An 18,902-nucleotide genomic window follows, 5' to 3' on the forward strand; every position below is an offset into this window, starting at 1 on the left:
GGGCCCGCGGGCCATGCTGAGCGGCGATGACGTCCGACGACCGGCCCGGCGACTCCCCCGCCGGCCCACCCGCAGCCGACGCACCCCGGCGACGGCGGCTCGTGCGCCGCGTGGCGGGCCGGACGCTGGTGAAGGCGTGGGACGACGGCATCTTCTCCATGTCGGCGCAGGCCGCGTTCTGGCAGGCGCTGTCGCTGCCGCCGCTGCTGCTGGCGCTGCTGGGTTCGCTGGGCTACGTCGGCGACTGGTTCGGGCCGCGGACGGTCGACAGCGTCGAGGCCGCGATCGTCGGCTTCTCCCGGACGGTGTTCACCCCCGAGGTGGTCGACCAGATCATCGCGCCGACGGTCGAGGCCATCCTCACCCGTGGCCGCGCCGACGTCGTCTCCCTCGGGTTCCTCATCGCCCTGTGGGCGGGGTCGTCGGCGGTGGCCTCGATCGTCGACTCGGTCACCGAGGCCCACGGCCAGTACGAGGTCCGCAACCCGGTGTGGCAGCGGCTCGTCGCCCTCGGCATGTACCTGGTGGCGCTGGTGGCGGCGGTGCTCGCGCTGCCCGTCGTCGCCCTCGGCCCCGACCTGCTGCCGCGCGTGTTCCCCGCGGCCTGGCAGCCCGCGGTCACCTCGGCCGTCGACGCGTTCTACTACCCGGCCGTGGGGATCGGCCTGGTCCTGGGCCTGACGACGCTGTACAAGGTGGCGCTGCCGCACAGCCCGCCGTGGCGGCGGCTGCTGCCCGGCGCGCTGCTGGCGATGGTCGTGTTCGTGGTGTCCACGACGGGCCTGCGCGTCTACCTCACGCTGCTCACGGCGACCGGTTACACCTACGGCGCTCTGGCCACGCCCATCGCGTTCCTGCTGTTCGGGTTCCTGCTCGGCTTCGCGATCGTGCTCGGGGCGCAGCTCAACAACGCGGTCGAGGAGACGTGGCCCGCCCGTCCGACCCGGCGCCAGCGCAGGCTGCGGCGCCTGCGGGCGATGCGCGCGGCGGCGGGCCGGCGGGCGGTGCGGGCCGCGGCGGCGGGGACGGCAGCGGCCCGGGACGCCGGGGCGCGGGCCGTCGCGGCGGTCCGGCTGTCGCCGCCCGCCCCCACCCAGGCGCCGTCTCGTGACGTCGGGTCTGGCGAGTTGCCCGCCCCGGAGCCGCCCGACCATGCTGGCGGGGGACGATCAGACCGGCTGGCCGCGACGGCGGGCGGTGACCGAGCACCTCAGGAGATCATGTGAGCAGCGAGCCGCGGGTCGGCCGGGACGATCCCGCGACCCCGACACTGGCGGCCGCCGGGACGCGGCTGGCCTCGGCGTTGCTGGCCCGCCCCGCCGACCTCGCCCGCCACACCGTCGCCCTCGCCGGTGAGCTCACCCGGATCGGCCTCGGCCACTCCACGCTCTGCCCCGACCCCGGTGACCACCGGTTCGCCGACCCCGGATGGTCGGCCGACCCGGTGTTGCGCCGCGCCGTCCAGACCCATCTGGCGACGACCGGCGCCGCCACCGCGGTGCTCGACGACGCCGGCCTCGACCCCGCCGACGAGCAACTGCTGCGCGCGGTCGTCGAGTCGGTCGCCGACGTCGTCGCCCCCAGCAACAACCCGCTGCTGCGGGCGCTCGCGGCCCGCCGCCCGACGGCCGGGCCCGCGGCACCGGGGGACGTCGAGTTCCCCCTGCCCACCGCCGCCCCGCCCGCCGGGGCGGCCCGGCGGCTCACGCTCGGGGAGGAGGTGGCCGCCTCCCCCGGCGCCGTCGTCCTGCGGACCGACGCGTTCGAGCTGGTCCACTACCTGCCGCAGACCCGCGAGGTCCGCGAGCTGCCCGTGCTCGTCGTGCCCGCACCGGGGCTGCCCGGCTACCTCGCCGACCTGTCGCCGGGCCGCAGCCTCGTCGAGCACCTGGTCCGGGCCGGCGCGCAGGTGCTGCTCGTGAGCTGGCACCCCGCGACGTGCGGCGCCGACGCCCGGGGGCAGGCGTTGCTCGACGCCCTCGACGCCGTCGAGCGCATCTCCCGTGCCGGGTCGACGGTGCTGGTGGGGATCGGTGACGGTGGCGTCCTCACCGCCGCCGTGCTGGCCCACCTGGCCGAGGTGGGTCTGCAGGGCCGGGTGGCGGCCACGGTGCTCGTCGGGCTCGACCCGCGGGCCGCCCCGCAGGTGCCGGTGCCGCGCGATCTGCGGCAGTGGCTGGTCGATGCCGCCGCCGGCCCCGCCGCCTGCGCGGTCGCGCTGCCTGCGGAGCTCCTCGGGACACCACTCGACTCCGCCGTCGTCGACCGCGACACCCTCGTCGTCGCGTCGTCCGGGCCCGTGGCGTCGTCCGGGCCAGTGGCGTCGGCCGGGCCCGCGCCGGCGGACACCACCGCGTGGGTGGGTCTCGCGGGCAAGGGCGCGGTGCAGGTGGTCGAGGCGCCGGCCGCGGGGTTCGTCGCGCCCACGACCGACGACCCCGCGTCGTGGTGGGCGGTGCTCGCGGAGTGGCTCGACACCCGGACCGGCCGCCGTTGCGAGGCCCCGGCCGAGCTGGGCGGGCGCGGGATGCGCGCGCTCGCGCCGTCGCCCGGCGAGTACGTCGCGGCCCGGTGAGCGCCCCGACAGGTGGGTCCGAGCACGTCGCCGACGTCGCCGTCGCCGGGTTGACGCTGCGCGTGTCGGTGCGCCATGCGCGCGCCGGGTCGCGGCGCACACCGCTGCTGCTGATCAACGGCATCGGCGCCGAGCTGGGGCTGCTCGACCCGGTCGTCGCCGCCCTGCCCGGCGACCTGGAGACGATCCGGTTCGACCCGCCGGGGGTCGGCGGCTCCCCCGCACCGGTGCTGCCCTACCCGCTGGCGGGTCTCGCGACGGTCGTCGACGACCTGCTGACCCGGCTGGGCCACGGGCGGGTCGACGTGCTCGGGTTCTCGTGGGGCGGCGCGCTCGCGCAGCAGCTGGCGCTCTCGGCGCGGCACCGGGTGCGGCGCCTGGTGCTCGTCGCGACGGGGACGGGCGCGCTGATGGTGCCGGGTCCGCCGTCGGTGCTGGCACGGATGCTCACGGGCCGCCGGTACCGCGATCCCGACCATGCGCGGGAGGTCGCCGGGCGCATCTACGGCGGCACGATGCGGACCCGCCCCGAGCAGGCCGCCGAGGTGCTGGGCGCCGGGCGCTCGGGGGGGCCGGGTGATCGCGGCTACCGCTACCAGCTGCTCGCGGCGGCGAGCTGGACGAGCCTGCCGTTCCTGCCGCTGCTGCGGGTGCCGACGCTCGTCGTCGCCGGTGAGGACGACCCGATCGTGCCGCTGGTCAACGCACGGATTCTGCATCGCGGCATCGCGGGGTCGGCGCTGCACGTGCACCCGGGCGGGCACCTGGCGCTGCTGACCGAGCCGCACGAGCTGGCCCCGGTCGTCGACGCGTTCCTGGCCTCGCCCGCAGATGACGAGGCCGGGACGCCGGGGTGACGCGAGGTCAGTCGTCGCCGCCGGGCGGCAGCGACTCGAAGATCTTCTTGCAGTCCGGGCACACCGGGGATCCGGGCTTGGGCGACTTGGTGACGGGGAACGTCTCACCGCACAGCGCCACCACGAGGTTGCCCATGACCGCGCTCTCGGCGATCTTGGCCTTCTTCACGTAGTGGAACATCTTCGGCTCGTCGTTACCCGTGGAGTCGGTGCCCTCCGGGCGGGTGTCGACCTCGGGCAGCGTCTGGGTGGCCATGTCGTCCATGATGCCGCACGTGACCGAGCACGTCGTCCCCCGTTCCCCCCTCAGGCCCTGGTCGGGTCCGGACGTGTCGGAGGAGGTGGCCGACGCGCTCGCCACGGGCGGGCCCGTCGTCGCGCTGGAGAGCACGTTGCTCGCCCACGGGCTGCCGGCACCGCGCAACCGCGAGACCGCCGACGTCCTGGAGCAGGCGGTCCGCGCGCGGGGCGCGGTCCCGGCGACGGTCGCGGTGCTCGACGGGCGGGCGCGTGTCGGTCTGGACGCCGCCGCGCTGGACCGGGTGTGCTCGGGTGAGCTGGTGAAGCTGTCGGTGCGCGACCTCGGCGCCGCCATCGGGCTGGGCCGCGACGGCGCCACGACGGTGGCGGCGACGGCCTGGCTCGCCGCAGCGGCCGGGGTCGCGCTGTTCGCGACGGGTGGGCTCGGCGGTGTGCACCGCGGCGCCCGGGAGTCGTGGGACGTCTCGGCGGACCTGGGGGTGCTGGCCCGCACACCGGTGGCGGTGGTGTGCTCGGGGGTGAAGTCGATCCTCGACGTGGGTGCGACGCTGGAGGTGCTGGAGACGGACTCGGTCGGTGTGCTCGGCTACGGAACCGACTCCTTCCCCGGCTTCTACCGCCGCGACTCCGGGCACCCGGTGCCGTGGCGCGCCGACACCCCGGCGCAGGTGGCGGCGGTGTGGGCGGCGCACCGGACGACGGGGTCGGGCCTCGTCGTGGCCCAGCCCGTCGCGGTGGCCGACGAGCTGGCGGAGGCGCTGCACGACCGGCTGCTCGCGGAGGGGCTGGCGATGGTCGCCGGACGCGGGATCGTCGGGAAGGACGTGACGCCGGCGCTGCTGGAGCATTTCCACGCCGGCAGCGGTGGGGCGAGCCTGGCGACGAACGTCGCGCTGGTCACGGCCAACGCCGGGCTGGCCGCGGACGTCGCGGTCGAGCTGGCGGGCCTGGACCGGGAGGCGGGGGTCAGCCCTCGATGACGGGACGCTCTCCCGGCTCGATGGCGCGCCGGTCGGCCTGGAACCTGTTGGGGGTCTCGGCCTTGCGCGGCAACCGGTCGTTCGCGACCAGGACGGCGATCCACGGCAGCGGGATCGACAGCACGAGCAGCCCGACGGCGAGCCACGGGATCTGGTAACAGGCGGCGGCCGCGATCATGCACGGGATCCGCATGAGCATCATGACCTTGTAGCGCCGCTTGCGGACGGCGAGCTCCTGCTCGTACGACATCGCCGCGTCCGTGATGAGTACGGGCTGGTCCTGGCTGCTCCGCTGCGGCTCGGTCACGACGTCTCCCTCGCTGTCGCCGGGGAAGTTCTCCGGCGACCTCCACCATCGTTGCACCGTGACGGCGTCCGCGCCCGTCCGTCCTGCAGATGCGCCTGGGATCGTCACCCGAAGACTCGGACGAACCGCCCAGAAGTGCATGAACCGGGCGGCTCCGGAGCGGCCCGGCCGGGGTCAGCCGGTGACGACGTCCTGCGGGTCGGCGTGGCCGTGCGCGTGCAGCTTCATCGGCGCGACGGCGTCCTCGGAGACCACCTCGAGGAGCCTGCGGGCCGTGCCCTCCGCGACCCGGTACCGGACGAGGCGCCCCTCGCGGTGCGCGGTGACGATCCCGTGGGCACGCAGGAGCCGCAGGGCGTGCGACACCGCGCTGTCGCTCATGCCGACCGACACCGCGAGGTCGGACACGCACAGATCGCCCGCGTGGTGGAGCGCGAGCAGGATGCTGAGCCGGTTGACCTCGCCCAGCGCATCGAGCACGGTGGCCGCGCGGGAGAGTTCGTCGTGGTCGGCGAGGACTGCCGTCGCGTCACAGACCTGGTCCGGGTCGACGACGCGCAGGCCCTGGCGTTCGTTCGGGACCTTGTGCACGGCGCCGATGCTAGTCGGTCGACCTGAATGCATGTACACACCTGGGTGTGGCGCTCGTCGGATTCGGTCGCCCCGGACGAGCGGCCCGCGCCGGGCCCGTCCCTCAGCCCGCCGCGGCCTTCTTGGCCGCCTTCGCGGCCTGCTTGTAGTCGCGTACCCGGCCCAGTGAGTCGGCGTCGACGACGTCGGCGACCGACCTGTGCACGCCGTCCTCCCCGTAGCCGCCCGCGGCCTCGCGCCAGCCCTGCGGGGTGACCCCGCGCTGCTTGCCCAGCAGCGCGGTGAAGATCTGCGCCTTCTGCGTCCCGAACCCGGGCAGGCCCGCGAGCCGGGTGAACAGCTCCTTGCCGGTGGCGGCGTCGGACCAGATCGCGGTGACGTCGCCGTCGTAGCGCTCGACGATCGTCGCCGCCAGTGCCTGCACCCGCTGCGCCATCGACCTCGGGTAGCGGTGCACCGCGGGCGGCCCGGTGAACAGCGCGACCAGCGCGTCCGGGTCGTGGTCGGCCAGCTCGCGCGCGTCGAGCCGGTCGACGCCGAGACGGTGCGCGACCAGCGCGGGACCGGCGAAGGCGCGTTCCATCGGGAACTGCTGGTCGAGCAGCATGCCGATCAGCAGCGCGAGCGGGTCGCGGTCGAGCAGCGCGTCGGCGTCGGTGTCCTGGGCCAGGCAGAGCGTCACACCCGGAGCCTAGCGCCGCCGGGCCCCGGTGCCGACCGGCCCGAACGGGTGGGGAGGAAGGATGGGCGGGTGCTCCCCGATCTCGTCCCGGCGGCGCCGGGCCTGCGTGCGGCGTTCCTGACCCACGGCTACACCGTCGACGGCGTGCGTGGCCTGCTCGGCGGCGCCGCCCACGACGCGCTCACCCGCGGCGAACCCGAGGCCGCGTACCGCGCGAGCCGCGACGGCGGCGAGCTGGGTGTCGTCGTGCGGCTGCTGCTGCTCGGCGGCACCGAGGCCGCGCCCGCGGTGCGCGCCGCCCTCGGCGACCCGCAGGCGCTCGTCGCGGGTGGGCTGCTGCGTCCTGACGGCGACGGGTTCGCCGCCGCGCTCGACGTCCGCCCCTACGCCGACGACGCCGGGTCCGGCGACGCCGACGACGCCTGGTGGGTGGTGTCCGACCTCGACACCCCCGCGGCGCGGCAGGACCGCGACCACGTCACCGGCGTCGGCGGGGCGTCGCTGACGCTGGCGGCCGCGGCGATCCGCCGGCCGGTCGCCGCGACCCTCGACATGGGCACCGGCTGCGGCGTCCAGGCCCTGCACGCGAGCCGGCACTCCGCCCACGTCGTCGGTACCGATCTGGCGCCGCGGGCGCTGGCGATGGCCGCGGCGACACTCGCCCTGTCCGGGGTGCGCGCCGACCTCCTCGAGGGACCGTGGCTGGAGCCGGTGGCGGGCAGGCGCTTCTCCCACGTCGTGTCCAACCCGCCGTTCGTGCCGGGCCCCGCGCGGGTCGACTACGTCTACCGCGACTCCGGCGCCGACGGCGACGACGCGCTCGCCGCCCTGCTGGCCGACCTGCCCTCGGTGCTGGAGCCCGGTGGGGTCGCACAGCTGCTGGGATCGTGGCTGCACGTGCGGGGCGAGGACTGGCCCGACCGGGTCCGCGGCTGGCTCCCCCCGGGCTGCGACGCCTGGATCCTGCAGCGGGAGGCCGTCGACCCGGCGATGCACGTCGGCACCTGGCAACGCGACGCCGGCCTCGACCTCACCTCCCCCGCCGCCCGCGCGCAGGCCGGCGAGTGGCTCGACTGGGCCGACCGGCGCGACGTCGAGGGCATCGGGTTCGGGCACCTGCTGCTGCGGCGCACCGACGCCGAGCCGACCGTCGTCGTCGAGGACCTGGTCGGCGAGGCGGGCGGGCCGCTCGGGCCGGAGGCCGACGGCTGGCTCGACCGCGTCGACTGGCTGCGCGCCCACGCCCGCGACGAGGCGCTGCTCGGGGCGACGCTGCGGCTGAACCCGGCCTCGACGCTGGAGCGCTACGCGGTGCCCGGCGCGCAGGGCTGGGAGGAGGCGGGTGCCGCGGTGGCCCGTCGCGACGGGCCGGCGTGGCGCCACGAGGTCGACGAGCCGGCCGCCGCCCTGCTCGCCGGCTGCCGCGGTGAGCTGCCGCTCGACGAGCTGCTGCACCTGCTGTCCTTCGCCCACGACCGGCCCTACGACGCGCTGGTCGACGCGACGCTCCCGGCGGTGCGCGAGCTGGTCCGCCACGGGCTGCTGCTGCCGGCGGGGAGCGGCGGGTGAGGGCCGTCGCCGCCCGCGTGACCCGGGCGTCGGTGCGTGTCGACGGGGAGACCGTCGGCGAGATCGGTGCGGGCCTGCTCGTGCTGCTCGGGGTGCACCACGACGACACCGCCGAGCACGCCGCGACCATGGCGCGCAAGCTGCACGAGCTGCGCATCCTGCGCGACGAGCAGTCCTGCGCGACGGCGGGCGCGCCGCTGCTCGTCGTCAGCCAGTTCACGCTCTACGGCGACACCCGCAAGGGCCGGCGCCCGTCGTGGCAGGCCGCGGCCCGCCCGGAGGTGGCCGCACCGCTGGTGGACGCCGTGGTCGCGCAGCTGCGGGCGCGCGGGGCGACCGTCGGGACCGGGGTGTTCCGGGCGCCGATGGAGGTCGAGTCGGTCAACGACGGCCCGTTCACGGTGCTCGTCGAGGTGTGAGGCTCAGCGGGCCGGGGCCGCGCCCTCGACGAAGCTGCGCAGCACACCCAGCAGGGCGGCCTTCTGGTCCTCGCTGAGCCGGGGGTCGGCGCGGATGGCGTCCTCGGTGCCGGTGGCGACCGGCTCCGGCTCGGGGGCCGTCGCGGTGGGCTCGGCCGTCGACCAGCCGGCCTGCGACAGCAGCTGCTCGGTGGACAGCTGCAGCGCGTCGGCGATCGAGCGGAGCACCTTCAGCGACGGCTGGTGCAGCCCGCGCTCGACCTGCGACAGGTAGGCGTTGGAGACGCTGGTCAGCGACGCCATCTCCCGCAGCGACAGGTTCGCGAGCCGGCGCTGCGCGCGGATGAAGTCGCCGAGCGCGTTGACCTGCTCGGTCCACGGCCCGCTGTCCGTTCGCTCGCCTGCGCTCATCACTCTCCCGGTGTCGGGTGCCATTGTCGCTGATCCGTCGCCGCCCTCGATCAGGTCTCCCGCACGTACCTCCCGGGAGCCTCGTCGAGGGGTGGGTGGTCGGCGCTGCCCATCGGCGGCGGCGGGCCCAGTGGGCCCGCCCGCTCCCCCGCCCACACCGCCCAGTCCTCCCACCAGCTCCCCTGCCGTTGCGGCGTCGCGTCGCGCCACGCGTCGGGATCGGCCGGGACGGGTCCGGTGCCGACGCGGTGGCCCGCCCGTGGGGACGGGGGGTTCACCACGCCCGCGATGTGCCCCGACGTCGTCAGCACGAAGCGGACGTCGCCGCCGAGCAGGCGGGCGCCCGCGTGGACCGACCGCCACGGGGCGATGTGGTCGGTCTCGGCCGCGACGACATAGGTGTCGTGGGCGACCGCGCCCAGGTCCAGCCGCTCCCCGGCGAGCTCCATGCGTCCGGTGGCGAGCCGGTTCTCGAGGTAGAGGCCGGTGAGGTACTCCATCTGCATGGCGGCGGGCATGCGGGTGGAGTCGGCGTTCCAGACGAGCAGGTCGAACACCGGTGGTGGGTTGCCCAGCCACCACCCGTCGACGACGTAGCGCCAGATCAGGTCGTCGGGGCGCAGCGTGTCGAAGGTGGCGCGCATGGCCGGCCCGGGCAGGTAGCCGGGGCCGCGCATGCGCCGTTCGAGGCGTTCCACGGCGCGGGCGTCGGTGAACACCCCGAGCGGCCCGGGGTCGCGGTAGTCGAGCATCGTGTTGAGCAGGGTGAGTGTGCCGATGCGCCGGTCGCCGCGGGCGGCGAGCCACGCCGCCGCGGCGGTGGCGAGGGTGCCGCCGAGGCAGAGGGCCGCGATGTCGGCGCTCGACTCCCCCGTGACGTCCTCGACGACGTCGAGCGCGGCGAGCAGCCCCGAGCCCAGGTAGTCGGCCATCGTGAGGTCACGCTGCTCGGGCCCGGGGTTGCGGTAGCTCAGCGCGAAGACGGTGCGGCCGTGCTCGACGGCCCACTGCGCGAAGCTGCGACCCGGCGCGAGGTCCATGACGTAGTACTTGTTGATCCACGGCGGCGACAGCACCAGGGGCGTGCGGTGCACCGCGTCGGTGACCGGCGCGTACTGGACGAGCTCGACGAGGTCGTTGCGGTACACGACCTTCCCGGGGGTCGCGGCGATGTCGCGGCCGACGACGAGCGCGTCGCGCGGCACCTGCAGCGGCGCCCCGCCGTTGGTGGCGACGTCGCGGACGAGGTTGCGCAGCCCCCGCAGGAGGCTGCGCCCGCCGGTGCGCAGCGCCGTGGCGGGCACCTCGGGGTTGGTGAGGGGCCAGTTCGCCGGGTCGGTCGCGGCGACGACCTGGTCGACGACGAACGCGAGCTTGCGGGTGGCCACCGGACCCAGCTCGGCGCTTCCGGCGACGGCGCGGGCCCACTCTGCCAGCAGCGCGTGCTCGCGCCGGCACAGCACGTACCAGGCGTTGGTCTCCCACGCCGGGTGCGAGTGCCGGCGGTCGGCCGGCGGGGCCGGTGACGGGGTCGTTCCCGGGCTCGTGGCGGCGGCGAGGGCGTGCAGGCTTCCCCCCGCGAGGCGGGCCGTCGCGGCCGCTGCGGCGGCGGGGTCGGCCGCGACGGAGCGCACCGCCTCGGCGAGCGTGCCGACGACGTCGATGGGGTCGATGCGGGCCGCGAGCCACGACGGGGACACGACGTCGCGCAACGTCCCCATCCGCGCCCCCGATGCTTCCCGGCCACCACCGTGGGAGCTCCGGACGTTCCCGGCGTGACGAGACGCACGTTGTCACCCGCACGGCGGATGCGCCGGGCCGGGAACGATTGTCCACGACCTTGCGTTGGAACGAACAGAAGCCGGGGCGGCAGACGCCACAGCGTACCCCCCGGCAGCGCAGGGAGGGATACCACGATGACCGCAGCCACCGCCCGTAAGCCGAAGGCAGTTCCGTCGCAGCGTACCGCGCCCGAGCGAGAGGTGTGGGACACCGAGCCGACCGTCGCCGCGCCGAGTGTGGACGAGCTCGACGCGCAGAGCCCGGCCGCCGACCTCGTCCGTGTCTACCTCAACGGGATCGGCAAGACGGCGCTGCTCACCGCCGCCCAGGAGGTCGACCTCGCCAAGCGCGTCGAGGCCGGCGTCTTCGCCCGTCACGTACTCGACACCGCCGCGGCCGAGGGGCGCGAGCTCGCCGAGGACTATGCCCGTGACCTGCGGACCGTGGCGCGCGACGGCGCCCGTGCCCGCAACCACCTGCTCGAGGCCAACCTGCGTCTCGTGGTGAGCCTGGCCAAGCGCTACACCGGCCGCGGGATGCCGCTGCTCGACCTGATCCAGGAGGGCAACCTCGGCCTGATCCGGGCCGTCGAGAAGTTCGACTACGCCAAGGGCTTCAAGTTCTCGACGTACGCGACGTGGTGGATCCGGCAGGCCATCACCCGCGGCATGGCCGACCAGGCGCGCACGATCCGGCTCCCCGTGCACCTCGTGGAGCAGGTCAACAAGCTGGCCCGGATCAAGCGCGACATGCACCAGCGCCTGGGCCGGGAGGCCACGCACGCCGAGCTGGCCGAGGAGTCGGGCCTGCCCGAGGAGAAGATCGCCGACCTGCTCGACCACGCCCGCGACCCGGTGAGCCTGGACATGCCGGTCGGCGCCGAGGAGGAGGCCCCGCTCGGGGACTTCATCGAGGACGCCGAGGCCGCCGACGCCGAGAACACCGTCATCTCGCACCTGCTCCACGACGACCTGCGCCGCGTGCTCGCGACGCTCGACGACCGCGAGCAGAACGTGATCCGGATGCGCTACGGCCTCGACGACGGCCAGCCGCGCACGCTCGACCAGATCGGCCGCCGGTTCGGCCTCTCGCGCGAGCGGGTGCGCCAGATCGAGCGCGAGGTCATGGGCAAGCTGCGGGTCGGCGAGCGCGCCGACCGGTTGCGCGCCTACGCGAGCTGACCTCGCCCGAGCCGATTCGCGCGACCCGAGGACCTCTCGAGACGAGGCCGCGGTCGGCGACCGGGAACCCGGTCGCCGACCGTCGGGTCGCCGCCGCCCACCGGGCTCCCCACGAGTGACGGGCGACGACTTCCGTCGCCTTTGTACCGCGCGGGGTCCGGCCACCGGTGGGCGACAGGCAACCCGTTCGAGTGACGGAGGGTGACCGAAGGTCAGCCCAGCGTGAACGGATCGCGGGTGCCGCCGGAGAGCTCCACCCACACCGACTTGTTCTCGGTGTACTCGTTGACCGCGTCGATGCCGTTCTCCCGGCCCAGCCCCGAGCTCTTGAACCCGCCGAAGGGCACGCTGGGTGCGACGACCCGGTAGGCGTTGATCCACACCGAACCGGCCCGGATCTTCGCCGCGACCCGGTGGGCGCGGTGCACGTCCTTGGTCCAGACGGCGCCGGCGAGGCCGTACTGGGTGTCGTTGGCCAGCTTGATCGCCTCGTCCTCGGTGGTGAACGTGTACGCCGACAGGACCGGCCCGAACACCTCCTCGCGCACGATCGTGGACTCCGGCCCGACGCCGGTCAGCACGGTGGGCTGCACGAACAGCCCACCCATGCCGGGGTCGGCCGAGCCGCCGTAGGCGACGGTGGCACCCTCGCCCTTCGCCGTCTCCAGGTAGCCGAGGACCTTCTCGTACTGCGGCCGGTTGGCGACGGGTCCCATCTCGGTGTCGGGGTCGTTGGGGTCGCCGAGCCTGATGCGCGAGGCCCGTTCGGCCACCAGCCGCACCAGCTCGTCGTGCACCGACTCGTGCACGATCAGCCGCGACCCGGCCATGCACGTCTGGCCCGTCGCCGCGAACACGCCCGCGACCAGGCCGTTCGACGCTGCTTCGAGGTCCGCGTCGGGGAACACGACCTGCGGCGACTTGCCGCCCAGCTCCAGGGTCACCTTGTTGAGGTTCTCCGCGGCGGCGTGGGCCACCGCGCGGCCGGTGGCCGTCGAGCCGGTGAACGCGACCTTGTCGACGCCGGGGTGCCCGGCCAGGTGCGCCCCGACCTCGCGGGAGTTGCCCGTCACGACGTTGACCACGCCCGGCGGGAAACCCGCCTGCTCGAACAGCTCCGCGAGCCCCAGCGACGACGACGGTGCGTGCTCCGACGGCTTCACCACGACCGTGCAGCCCGCGGCCAGCGCGGGCGCCACCTTCCACGTGAGCAGCAGCAGCGGCGAGTTCCACGGGGTGATCGCCGCGACGACACCGACCGGCTCGCGCCGGGTGTAGACGAGGAAGTTCGGGTTCGGTGAGGGGATCTGGCGGCCCTCGAGCTTGTCGGCGATGCCCGCGTAGTAGTGGAACCAGCCGCCGAGGCCGTTGAGCTGGCCGATCATCTCCCGGTAGAGCTTGCCGGAGTCGTTGACCTCCAGCCGGGCGAGCCGTTCGGCGTTCTCGGCGACGAGGTCGCCGAGGCGGCGCATCAGCGCCGCGCGCGCGAACCCGGTCAGCGCACCCCACTCACCGTCGAGGGCCGACCGCGCCGCGGCGACCGCGGCGTCGATGTCGTCGGGACCGCCGTCGGGGAGCACCGCCCACGGCTGCCCGGTGTAGGGATTCTCCGACTCGAACGTCTTCCCCGAGATCGCGTCGACGGCTCTGCCGCCGATCAACATCCGGAAGTGCTCGAGATCCGCCATTGCACCGTCCTCCTCGACGTCACCGGGCGTTCGGCGGCAACGCTACGAGACCCGGACGGGCACGGCCACGCCTGCCACGCACCCACCCGGGTCGGGCGCAATGACCGCCGTCACACATCGGGGACCGTCGGGTGTGACACTCAGCCATGGTCGCGACGCGGACGGCCACCTAGGGTGCATCGGGTGACGGACTTGCAGCCGAGAACCGGTCGGTCCCCCGACCCTGTCGACCCCGCGACCATGCGCGACGTGCTGGGACATTTCGTCTCCGGCATCGTCGTCGTGACGGCGACGGGGCCCGACGGCCCGCTCGGCTTCACGTGTCAGTCGTTCGCGTCGCTGTCGCTCGACCCGCCGCTGGTGAACTTCTCCCCGGCCCGGTCGTCGTCGACGTGGCCGCAGATCCGTGAGGTCGGGACGTTCTGCGTCAACATCCTCGCCGCGGACCACCAGCACTACAGCGCCGGCTTCGCCCGCTCCGGCGTCGACAAGTTCGCCGGCGTCAGCTGGGGTGCGGCGCCGTCGGGGGCCCCGGTGCTCGACGGTGTGAACGCCTGGATCGACTGCGCGCTCGAGAACGAGTACGACGGCGGCGACCACACGATCGTCGTCGGCCGGGTCCACGCCCTGGGCGCCGACACGTCCCGGTCGCCGCTGCTGTTCCACCGCGGCGCCTACACGCTCGTCGCGCCGATCGTCGAGTCGGAGCAGGCCCGTTGAGCCCGGTGCTGGTGGGCCTCGTCGGCGGCCCCGACGTCGGCGGCCGGACCACGACCGCGGTCGAGGGGATCCTCGCGGGCGCGGCGAAGGCCGGGGCGACGACGTCGCTGCTGGAGATCAGCCAGGTCGGCCAGGACGAGATCGCGGCGGCGTTCGACGCCGCCGACGGGGTCGTGCTGGGCAGCCCGGTGTACCGGGCGTCGTTCAGCGCGTTGCTGCGCACGGCCCTGGAGGGCACCGAGCGTGGCCGCTGGGGCGAGAAGACGGCGCCGCTGCAGGGCAAGGTCGCCGCGACGGTGCTGACGGGCGCGAGTGCCCACCACTTCCTCGCGGTGAACGACCTGCGCAACGTGCTGGCGTCGTTCTTCGCGGTGCAGGTGCTCTCCCCGGGCCTCTACTTCGACCACGGGGCCTACGTCGACCGGACAACGCTGACCGAGGACCGCGCGACGCTCGCCGCCGCGCACGGTGCGGCGCTGGCCGACCTGGCCCGGGCGGTCCGTGGGTCGGCTGCGCTGCAGGCGATCACGCCCCAGGTCTGACCGAGACGGTCCGCGCGCAACCTCACGGCTGTCCGCGGTCGCGTCGGCGGCGGTGAGGTTGCGCGCGATCGACCGGGCGCAACGTCACGGTCGGCCGCGGCGCCCTCCGCGACTCCGAGGTTGCGCGCGGCGTCAGGTCGGGCCGCGGCGAGATCAGGGCTGCGGCGAGATCAGGGCTGCGGCGGGGGTCGGGTCAGGGCTGCGGCGGCCAGGGCACGGACGGTGTCGGCGTCGGGGGCGCGCAGCGCCTGCCCGGCGAGGGCCGTCGCGGCGGCGCGGTCGATCTCCCGGACCGACTGCTTCACGCCCGCGACCGCCGGCGCGGCGACGCTGAGCTCGCGCACCCCCAGCCCGACCAGCAGCGCGGCCGCCGCCGGGTCCGCGGCGACCTCACCGCAGACCGCGACGAGGACGTCGTCGCCCGCGGCCCGGCACGTCGCCGCGACGAGCGCGAGCACCGCGGGGTCGAGCGGGTCGGCCAGGGTGGCGACGGCGTCGTTGCCGCGTTCGGCGGCGAGCGCGTACTGGGTGAGATCGTTGGTGCCGATCGACAGGAAGTCGACGTGCGGCACGAACGCCGCCGCCCGCAGCGCCGCCGCCGGCACCTCGACCATCATCCCGATCTGCAGCTGCGCGGGGACTCCCCCGCCCTCGGCGGCGATCGCGGCGTCGAGGGCGGCGCGCGCGGCGGCGAGCTCGGCGACCGTCGAGACCATCGGGAACATGACGCTGACGGGTGTGGCGTGGGCGGTGCGCACGACGGCGCGCAGCTGTGTCGCGAAGAGCTCTGGTGCGCGCAGCGCGAGCCGCAGCCCCCGCACGCCGAGGTACGGGTTGGCCTCGGCGGGTGCGGGGACGTAGGGCAGCGGCTTGTCCCCGCCGACGTCGAGGGTGCGCAGCGTGATCCGGCGCCCGCCGAGCGCGGCGGCGACGTCGCGGTAGGCGGCCTCCTGCTCGTCGATGCCGGGGGCGTCGTCGCGGCCGAGGAACAGGAACTCGGTGCGGACCAGACCGGCGAGGTCGGCCCCGGTCGCGGCGGCCGCGTCGGCGGCCGATCCGGCGTTGACGCCGACCAGCACGGTCGTGCCGTCGCGGGTCACCGCGGGCTCGGTCGCGCGGGCGCGGGCGGCGCGGTCGCGGGCGGCGCGTCCGGCGGCGCGGGCGGCGAACCCGTCGGCCTGCGCAGGCGTCGGGTCGAGCAGGACCTCACCGGTGGTGCCGTCGACGGCGACGACCGTGCCCGCGGCGATGTCGAGGACATCCGCCCCGGCACCGACGACAGCTGGAATTCCCTTGGCGCGCAGCAGGATCGCGGCGTGCGCCGTGGGGCTGCCCGCGGCGAGGACGACGGCGGTGACGGTGGCCGGGTCGAGCCCCGCGGCGTCGGCGGGGGTGAGGTCGGCGGCGACGAGGACACCGTCGCCGGGGGCGGCTGCGGGGGCGGCGGCGCCGGTGAGGGCGCGCAGCACCTCGTCGCCGACGGCGCGGACGTCGGCGGCACGGGCACGCAGGTACTGCCCCGGCAGCGCGGCGAAGCGGGCGGCGGCGGTCTCGACGGCATCGGCCCACGCCCGGCCCGCGGCCCCGCCCGCGGCGATGCGGGCGTGGGCGTCGTCGAGCAGGTCGGGGTCGTCGAGCAGGGCGAGGTGCGCCTCGAAGATCGCGGCCTCGTCGGCACCGGCGGTGGTGGCGGTGCGGTCGCGGACGGCCTCGACGGCGTCGGCGGCGGCGGCGCGGGCACGGTCGAGCCGGGTCCGTTCGGTGGCGGGATCGCCCGCGGGGGTCGCGTCGACGTCGACCGCGCTCGCGCGCAGCGGGCGGGCGGGACCGACGACGATCCCGGGCGAGGCCCCGAGCGGACGGACGGGCACGTCCTGGGCCCAGGCCTGCCGCGGCCCGACAGCAGCCGGCCGGGTGGCCCGGGTCAGGCCGGACTCCGCCGCCGCGACGACGACCCGGTCCAGTGCCGTCGTGGCGTCGGGGCCGCTCGCGCGGACCTCGATGCCGTGCCCGACCAGGCCACCGAGCGTCGCGAGCCGCGACAGGCTCGCGACCGGGACCCAGTCCGACCCCGTGGAGATGTTGCGCGCGTGGACGTCGGCGTCGAGTCCGCGCACCGCACCGACGAGCCGCGACGCCGGGCGGGCGTGCAGGCCGTGCGGGTCGGCGAGGGTGAGGGTGACGGTCGGGCCGGCGGCGCCGGACTGCGCGGCGGGGCCGCGGGACGCGGCCGGCTCCGCGCTGAGCTGCGCGGCCTTCGCGGCCAGGGCGCCGGTCGCCTCGGCGGCGACGGTGGCGGCGTCGGCCGCTCCCGCCGCGGTGACGACGGCCGCGACGAGCCCCTCGACCAGCGGCGCGGCACTCAGGACGACGCGGGCGGCCACGTCGGGGTCGAGCATCTCCAGTGCCAGCTCGGCGGAGAGGACGGCGCTGCCGAGGTCCATGAGCACGACGACGCCGGCGCCGTCGTCGGCGGTCTCGATCGCCACCGTGATCGCGGTGGCGTCGGTGCCGAAGGTGGTCTCGTCGAGACCCGCGGCTACCTCGATGCGGGGGCCGCCGTCGTGCACCATCTCCCGGGCCAGGGCGACGGCGGCGTCGGCCAGCGCGCGGGAGTGGGAGACGACGACGAGGCCGACGAGGCCCGTCACGCCAGTGCTTCGGCCGCGGCGACCACGAGCATCGTCACCGACGTCGCGCCGGGGTCCTGGTGTCCGGCGCTGCGTTCGCCGAGGTAGCTGGCCCGGCCCTTGCGGGCGACGAGCGGGATCGTGGCGTCCCGGCCGGCCGCGGCGGCGCTCGCCGCGGCGCGCAGGGCCTCGCCGAGCGGGTCGCCGTCGGCCAGCCCCGCGTCGAGCGCATCGACGGCCGGGGCGAGCGCGTCGTACATCGTCTTGTCGCCCGGCTCGGCCTTGCCGCGGGCGACGACGCCCTCCAGCCCGGCCCGCAGCGCCTTGGCGAAGGCGGGGCCGTCGAGCTCGGTGACCTCGCCCGACGCGGTCGCGACGCGCAGGAACAACGTCCCGTACAGCGGTCCGCTCGCCCCGCCGACGGTGCTGACCAGGGTCATCCCGACCTTCTTGAACAGCGCGGCCGCGCTCGGCTGCGGCTCGGCGTCGAGGGCGGCGACGACGGCGGTCATGCCGCGGTCGAGGTTGGAGCCGTGGTCGGCGTCGCCGATCGCGGAGTCCAGCCGGGTCAGCTCGTCGCGGTGGGAGTGCACCGCGGCGGCGAACCGCCGTACCCAGTCGGTGAGCTGGTCGATGCTCGCGCTCATGCCCCCCACCGCAGTCCGGGAGTGTTGACCGGCGCGTCCCACAGCCGGATCAGCTCGTCGTCGGCCTTGAGCAGCGTGACCGAGCAGCCCGCCATCTCCAGGCTGGTGATGTAGGGCCCGACGAGCGAGCGGGCGATCCGCACGTTCGCCTTCTCCAGCAGTGCCGCCACCTCGGCGTACATGAGGTAGAGCTCCAGCAGCGGGGTGCCGCCCATGCCGTTGACGAAGCAGATGACCCCGTCGGGTCCGGTGAAGTCGAGATCGTCGAGGACGGGCTCGACGAGCATCGCGGCGATCTCGCGGGCGGGCGCGACCGGTACCCGGCGCCGGCCCGGCTCGCCGTGGATGCCGATGCCGATCTCCATCTGGTCGTCGGGCAGGTCGAAGGTCGGTTGCCCGGCCGCGGGCACGGTGCACGAGGTGAGCGCCATGCCCATGCTGCGGCCCTGGCCGTTGACCTTGCGGGCCACCGCCGCGACGGCCGCGAGGTCGCGGCCCTCGTCGGCGGCGGCGCCCACGATCTTCTCCAGCAGCACCGTGACGCCGACCCCCCGGCGGCCCGCGGTGTAGAGGCTGTCCTGGACGGCGACGTCGTCGTCGGTGACGACCGACAGCACGTCGACGCCCGTCTCGGCGCCGGCCAGCTCGGCGGCCATCTCGAAGTTCATGACGTCGCCGGTGTAGTTCTTCACGATGTGCAGGACGCCGGCGCCGCCGTCGACGCCTCTGGTGGCCTCGACCATCTGGTCGGGCACCGGGGAGGTGAAGACCTCGCCCGCGCAGGCGGCGTCGAGCATTCCGGGGCCGACGAAGCCGCCGTGCATCGGTTCGTGTCCGGACCCGCCGCCGGAGATCAGCCCGACCTTGCCCTGCACGGGCGCGTCGGCGCGGAAGACGATGCGGTTGGCGTGGTCGACGCGTAGCTCGGGGTGGGCGGCGTCCATGCCGCGCAACGCCTCGGCGACGACGTCGGCCGGATCGTTGATCAGCTTCTTCATCGTGGGCCCTCCGTTGGGCGCGACCGGGGTCTGGCGGCACGTGCACAACTCTGCTGAACGCG

Annotated in this window: 19 protein-coding genes; 9 read left to right on the top strand and 10 right to left on the bottom strand. The window is 75.3% G+C overall.

Annotated features, from left to right (window positions below):
* Positions 1-26: 26 nt before the first annotated feature.
* The 3 genes from AB7F12_RS08325 to AB7F12_RS08335 are packed head-to-tail and all read left to right on the top strand — an operon-like array spanning position 27 to position 3,432.
* A complete protein-coding gene (locus AB7F12_RS08325) occupies positions 27-1,226 on the top strand; it encodes a YihY/virulence factor BrkB family protein (RefSeq protein ID WP_428499532.1) in 1,200 nt (399 codons plus the stop codon).
* Positions 1,223-2,575: a hypothetical protein gene (locus AB7F12_RS08330; protein ID WP_428499531.1), complete on the top strand. Its 1,353-nt coding sequence runs from the start codon at positions 1,223-1,225 to the stop codon at positions 2,573-2,575. Before AB7F12_RS08325 ends, AB7F12_RS08330 begins: the two co-directional genes overlap by 4 nt.
* A complete protein-coding gene (locus tag AB7F12_RS08335; protein ID WP_428499530.1) occupies positions 2,572-3,432 on the top strand; it encodes an alpha/beta fold hydrolase in 861 nt (286 codons plus the stop codon). The genes AB7F12_RS08330 and AB7F12_RS08335 overlap by 4 nt, the downstream gene beginning before the upstream one ends.
* A gap of 7 nt (positions 3,433-3,439) precedes the next feature.
* On the opposite strand, the gene AB7F12_RS08340 is transcribed toward AB7F12_RS08335, so the two are convergent.
* Complete coding sequence (locus tag AB7F12_RS08340) at positions 3,440-3,688, bottom strand: DUF3039 domain-containing protein (protein WP_147109866.1); 249 nt, start codon at positions 3,686-3,688, stop codon at positions 3,440-3,442.
* A gap of 10 nt (positions 3,689-3,698) precedes the next feature.
* On the opposite strand from AB7F12_RS08340, the gene AB7F12_RS08345 reads away from it, so the two are divergent.
* On the top strand, positions 3,699-4,673 hold the full coding sequence (locus tag AB7F12_RS08345; RefSeq protein WP_428499548.1) for a pseudouridine-5'-phosphate glycosidase: 975 nt from the start codon (positions 3,699-3,701) through the stop codon (positions 4,671-4,673).
* Here the strand turns inward: AB7F12_RS08345 and AB7F12_RS08350 are convergent.
* From AB7F12_RS08350 to AB7F12_RS08360, 3 genes are all read right to left on the bottom strand, one after another.
* Positions 4,660-4,980: a DUF3099 domain-containing protein gene (locus AB7F12_RS08350; RefSeq protein WP_428499529.1), complete on the bottom strand. Its 321-nt coding sequence runs from the start codon at positions 4,978-4,980 to the stop codon at positions 4,660-4,662. The genes AB7F12_RS08345 and AB7F12_RS08350 overlap by 14 nt on opposite strands.
* Before the next feature lie 174 nt (positions 4,981-5,154).
* Positions 5,155-5,571 carry an ArsR/SmtB family transcription factor gene (locus tag AB7F12_RS08355; RefSeq protein WP_428499528.1) on the bottom strand — a complete coding sequence of 139 codons (417 nt, stop codon included), beginning with the start codon at positions 5,569-5,571 and terminating at the stop codon, positions 5,155-5,157.
* Between the two features lie 103 nt (positions 5,572-5,674).
* On the bottom strand, positions 5,675-6,253 hold the full coding sequence (locus AB7F12_RS08360) for an HhH-GPD-type base excision DNA repair protein (RefSeq protein ID WP_428516430.1): 579 nt from the start codon (positions 6,251-6,253) through the stop codon (positions 5,675-5,677).
* Positions 6,254-6,322: 69 nt separating this feature from the next.
* Between AB7F12_RS08360 and AB7F12_RS08365 the strand changes: the two genes are divergently transcribed.
* Both AB7F12_RS08365 and dtd read left to right on the top strand, forming a co-directional pair.
* Entirely contained in the window at positions 6,323-7,822 is a 1,500-nt protein-coding gene (locus AB7F12_RS08365) for a DUF7059 domain-containing protein (RefSeq protein WP_428499526.1), read from the top strand.
* A complete protein-coding gene (dtd, locus tag AB7F12_RS08370; RefSeq protein WP_428499525.1) occupies positions 7,819-8,241 on the top strand; it encodes a D-aminoacyl-tRNA deacylase in 423 nt (140 codons plus the stop codon). Before AB7F12_RS08365 ends, dtd begins: the two co-directional genes overlap by 4 nt.
* A 3-nt stretch (positions 8,242-8,244) precedes the next feature.
* On the opposite strand, the gene AB7F12_RS08375 is transcribed toward dtd, so the two are convergent.
* The gene (locus tag AB7F12_RS08375) at positions 8,245-8,652 is read right to left on the bottom strand and encodes a helix-turn-helix domain-containing protein (RefSeq protein ID WP_428499524.1); all 408 of its coding nucleotides are present in this window, start codon (positions 8,650-8,652) and stop codon (positions 8,245-8,247) included.
* A gap of 50 nt (positions 8,653-8,702) precedes the next feature.
* The gene (locus tag AB7F12_RS08380; protein ID WP_428499523.1) at positions 8,703-10,373 is read right to left on the bottom strand and encodes a PHA/PHB synthase family protein; all 1,671 of its coding nucleotides are present in this window, start codon (positions 10,371-10,373) and stop codon (positions 8,703-8,705) included.
* Between the two features lie 195 nt (positions 10,374-10,568).
* Here AB7F12_RS08380 and AB7F12_RS08385 point away from each other — a divergent pair, with 195 nt between their 5' ends.
* The gene (locus AB7F12_RS08385; RefSeq protein ID WP_428499522.1) at positions 10,569-11,615 is read left to right on the top strand and encodes a sigma-70 family RNA polymerase sigma factor; all 1,047 of its coding nucleotides are present in this window, start codon (positions 10,569-10,571) and stop codon (positions 11,613-11,615) included.
* A gap of 212 nt (positions 11,616-11,827) precedes the next feature.
* Here AB7F12_RS08385 and AB7F12_RS08390 read toward each other — a convergent pair whose 3' ends face one another.
* Positions 11,828-13,303 carry an aldehyde dehydrogenase gene (locus AB7F12_RS08390; RefSeq protein WP_428499521.1) on the bottom strand — a complete coding sequence of 492 codons (1,476 nt, stop codon included), beginning with the start codon at positions 13,301-13,303 and terminating at the stop codon, positions 11,828-11,830.
* A gap of 240 nt (positions 13,304-13,543) precedes the next feature.
* Between AB7F12_RS08390 and AB7F12_RS08395 the strand changes: the two genes are divergently transcribed.
* Both AB7F12_RS08395 and AB7F12_RS08400 read left to right on the top strand, forming a co-directional pair.
* Entirely contained in the window at positions 13,544-14,023 is a 480-nt protein-coding gene (locus tag AB7F12_RS08395) for a flavin reductase family protein (RefSeq protein WP_428499547.1), read from the top strand.
* A 5-nt stretch (positions 14,024-14,028) separates the two neighbouring features.
* Entirely contained in the window at positions 14,029-14,565 is a 537-nt protein-coding gene (locus AB7F12_RS08400; RefSeq protein WP_428499546.1) for an NAD(P)H-dependent oxidoreductase, read from the top strand.
* A 170-nt stretch (positions 14,566-14,735) separates the two neighbouring features.
* Here the strand turns inward: AB7F12_RS08400 and ptsP are convergent, their stop codons facing one another.
* The 3 genes from ptsP to dhaK are packed head-to-tail and all read right to left on the bottom strand — an operon-like array spanning position 14,736 to position 18,840.
* Positions 14,736-17,216: a phosphoenolpyruvate--protein phosphotransferase gene (gene ptsP, locus AB7F12_RS08405; RefSeq protein ID WP_428499520.1), complete on the bottom strand. Its 2,481-nt coding sequence runs from the start codon at positions 17,214-17,216 to the stop codon at positions 14,736-14,738.
* Positions 17,213-17,842, bottom strand: a complete 630-nt coding sequence (gene dhaL, locus AB7F12_RS08410; RefSeq protein ID WP_428499519.1) for a dihydroxyacetone kinase subunit DhaL — start codon at positions 17,840-17,842, stop codon at positions 17,213-17,215. The genes ptsP and dhaL overlap by 4 nt, the downstream gene beginning before the upstream one ends.
* The gene (gene dhaK, locus AB7F12_RS08415; RefSeq protein WP_428499518.1) at positions 17,839-18,840 is read right to left on the bottom strand and encodes a dihydroxyacetone kinase subunit DhaK; all 1,002 of its coding nucleotides are present in this window, start codon (positions 18,838-18,840) and stop codon (positions 17,839-17,841) included. The genes dhaL and dhaK overlap by 4 nt, the downstream gene beginning before the upstream one ends.
* Positions 18,841-18,902 lie beyond the last annotated feature (62 nt).

The sequence above is a fragment of the Pseudonocardia sp. genome (genome assembly GCF_050250275.1).
Taxonomy (GTDB): domain Bacteria; phylum Actinomycetota; class Actinomycetes; order Mycobacteriales; family Pseudonocardiaceae; genus Pseudonocardia.

What these genes read in the sequence shown, in the direction of transcription:
- AB7F12_RS08325 (WP_428499532.1), top strand. Translation starts at nt 27, where the DNA reads ATGACGTCCGACGACCGGCCCGGCGACTCCCCCGCCGGCCCACCCGCA.
- AB7F12_RS08340 (WP_147109866.1), bottom strand. Translation starts at nt 3,688, where the DNA reads ATGGCCACCCAGACGCTGCCCGAGGTCGACACCCGCCCGGAGGGCACC.
- AB7F12_RS08345 (WP_428499548.1), top strand. Translation starts at nt 3,699, where the DNA reads ATGCCGCACGTGACCGAGCACGTCGTCCCCCGTTCCCCCCTCAGGCCC.
- AB7F12_RS08375 (WP_428499524.1), bottom strand. Translation starts at nt 8,652, where the DNA reads ATGAGCGCAGGCGAGCGAACGGACAGCGGGCCGTGGACCGAGCAGGTC.
- AB7F12_RS08380 (WP_428499523.1), bottom strand. Translation starts at nt 10,373, where the DNA reads ATGGGGACGTTGCGCGACGTCGTGTCCCCGTCGTGGCTCGCGGCCCGC.
- AB7F12_RS08385 (WP_428499522.1), top strand. Translation starts at nt 10,569, where the DNA reads ATGACCGCAGCCACCGCCCGTAAGCCGAAGGCAGTTCCGTCGCAGCGT.
- AB7F12_RS08390 (WP_428499521.1), bottom strand. Translation starts at nt 13,303, where the DNA reads ATGGCGGATCTCGAGCACTTCCGGATGTTGATCGGCGGCAGAGCCGTC.
- AB7F12_RS08395 (WP_428499547.1), top strand. Translation starts at nt 13,544, where the DNA reads ATGCGCGACGTGCTGGGACATTTCGTCTCCGGCATCGTCGTCGTGACG.
- dhaL (WP_428499519.1), bottom strand. Translation starts at nt 17,842, where the DNA reads ATGAGCGCGAGCATCGACCAGCTCACCGACTGGGTACGGCGGTTCGCC.
- dhaK (WP_428499518.1), bottom strand. Translation starts at nt 18,840, where the DNA reads ATGAAGAAGCTGATCAACGATCCGGCCGACGTCGTCGCCGAGGCGTTG.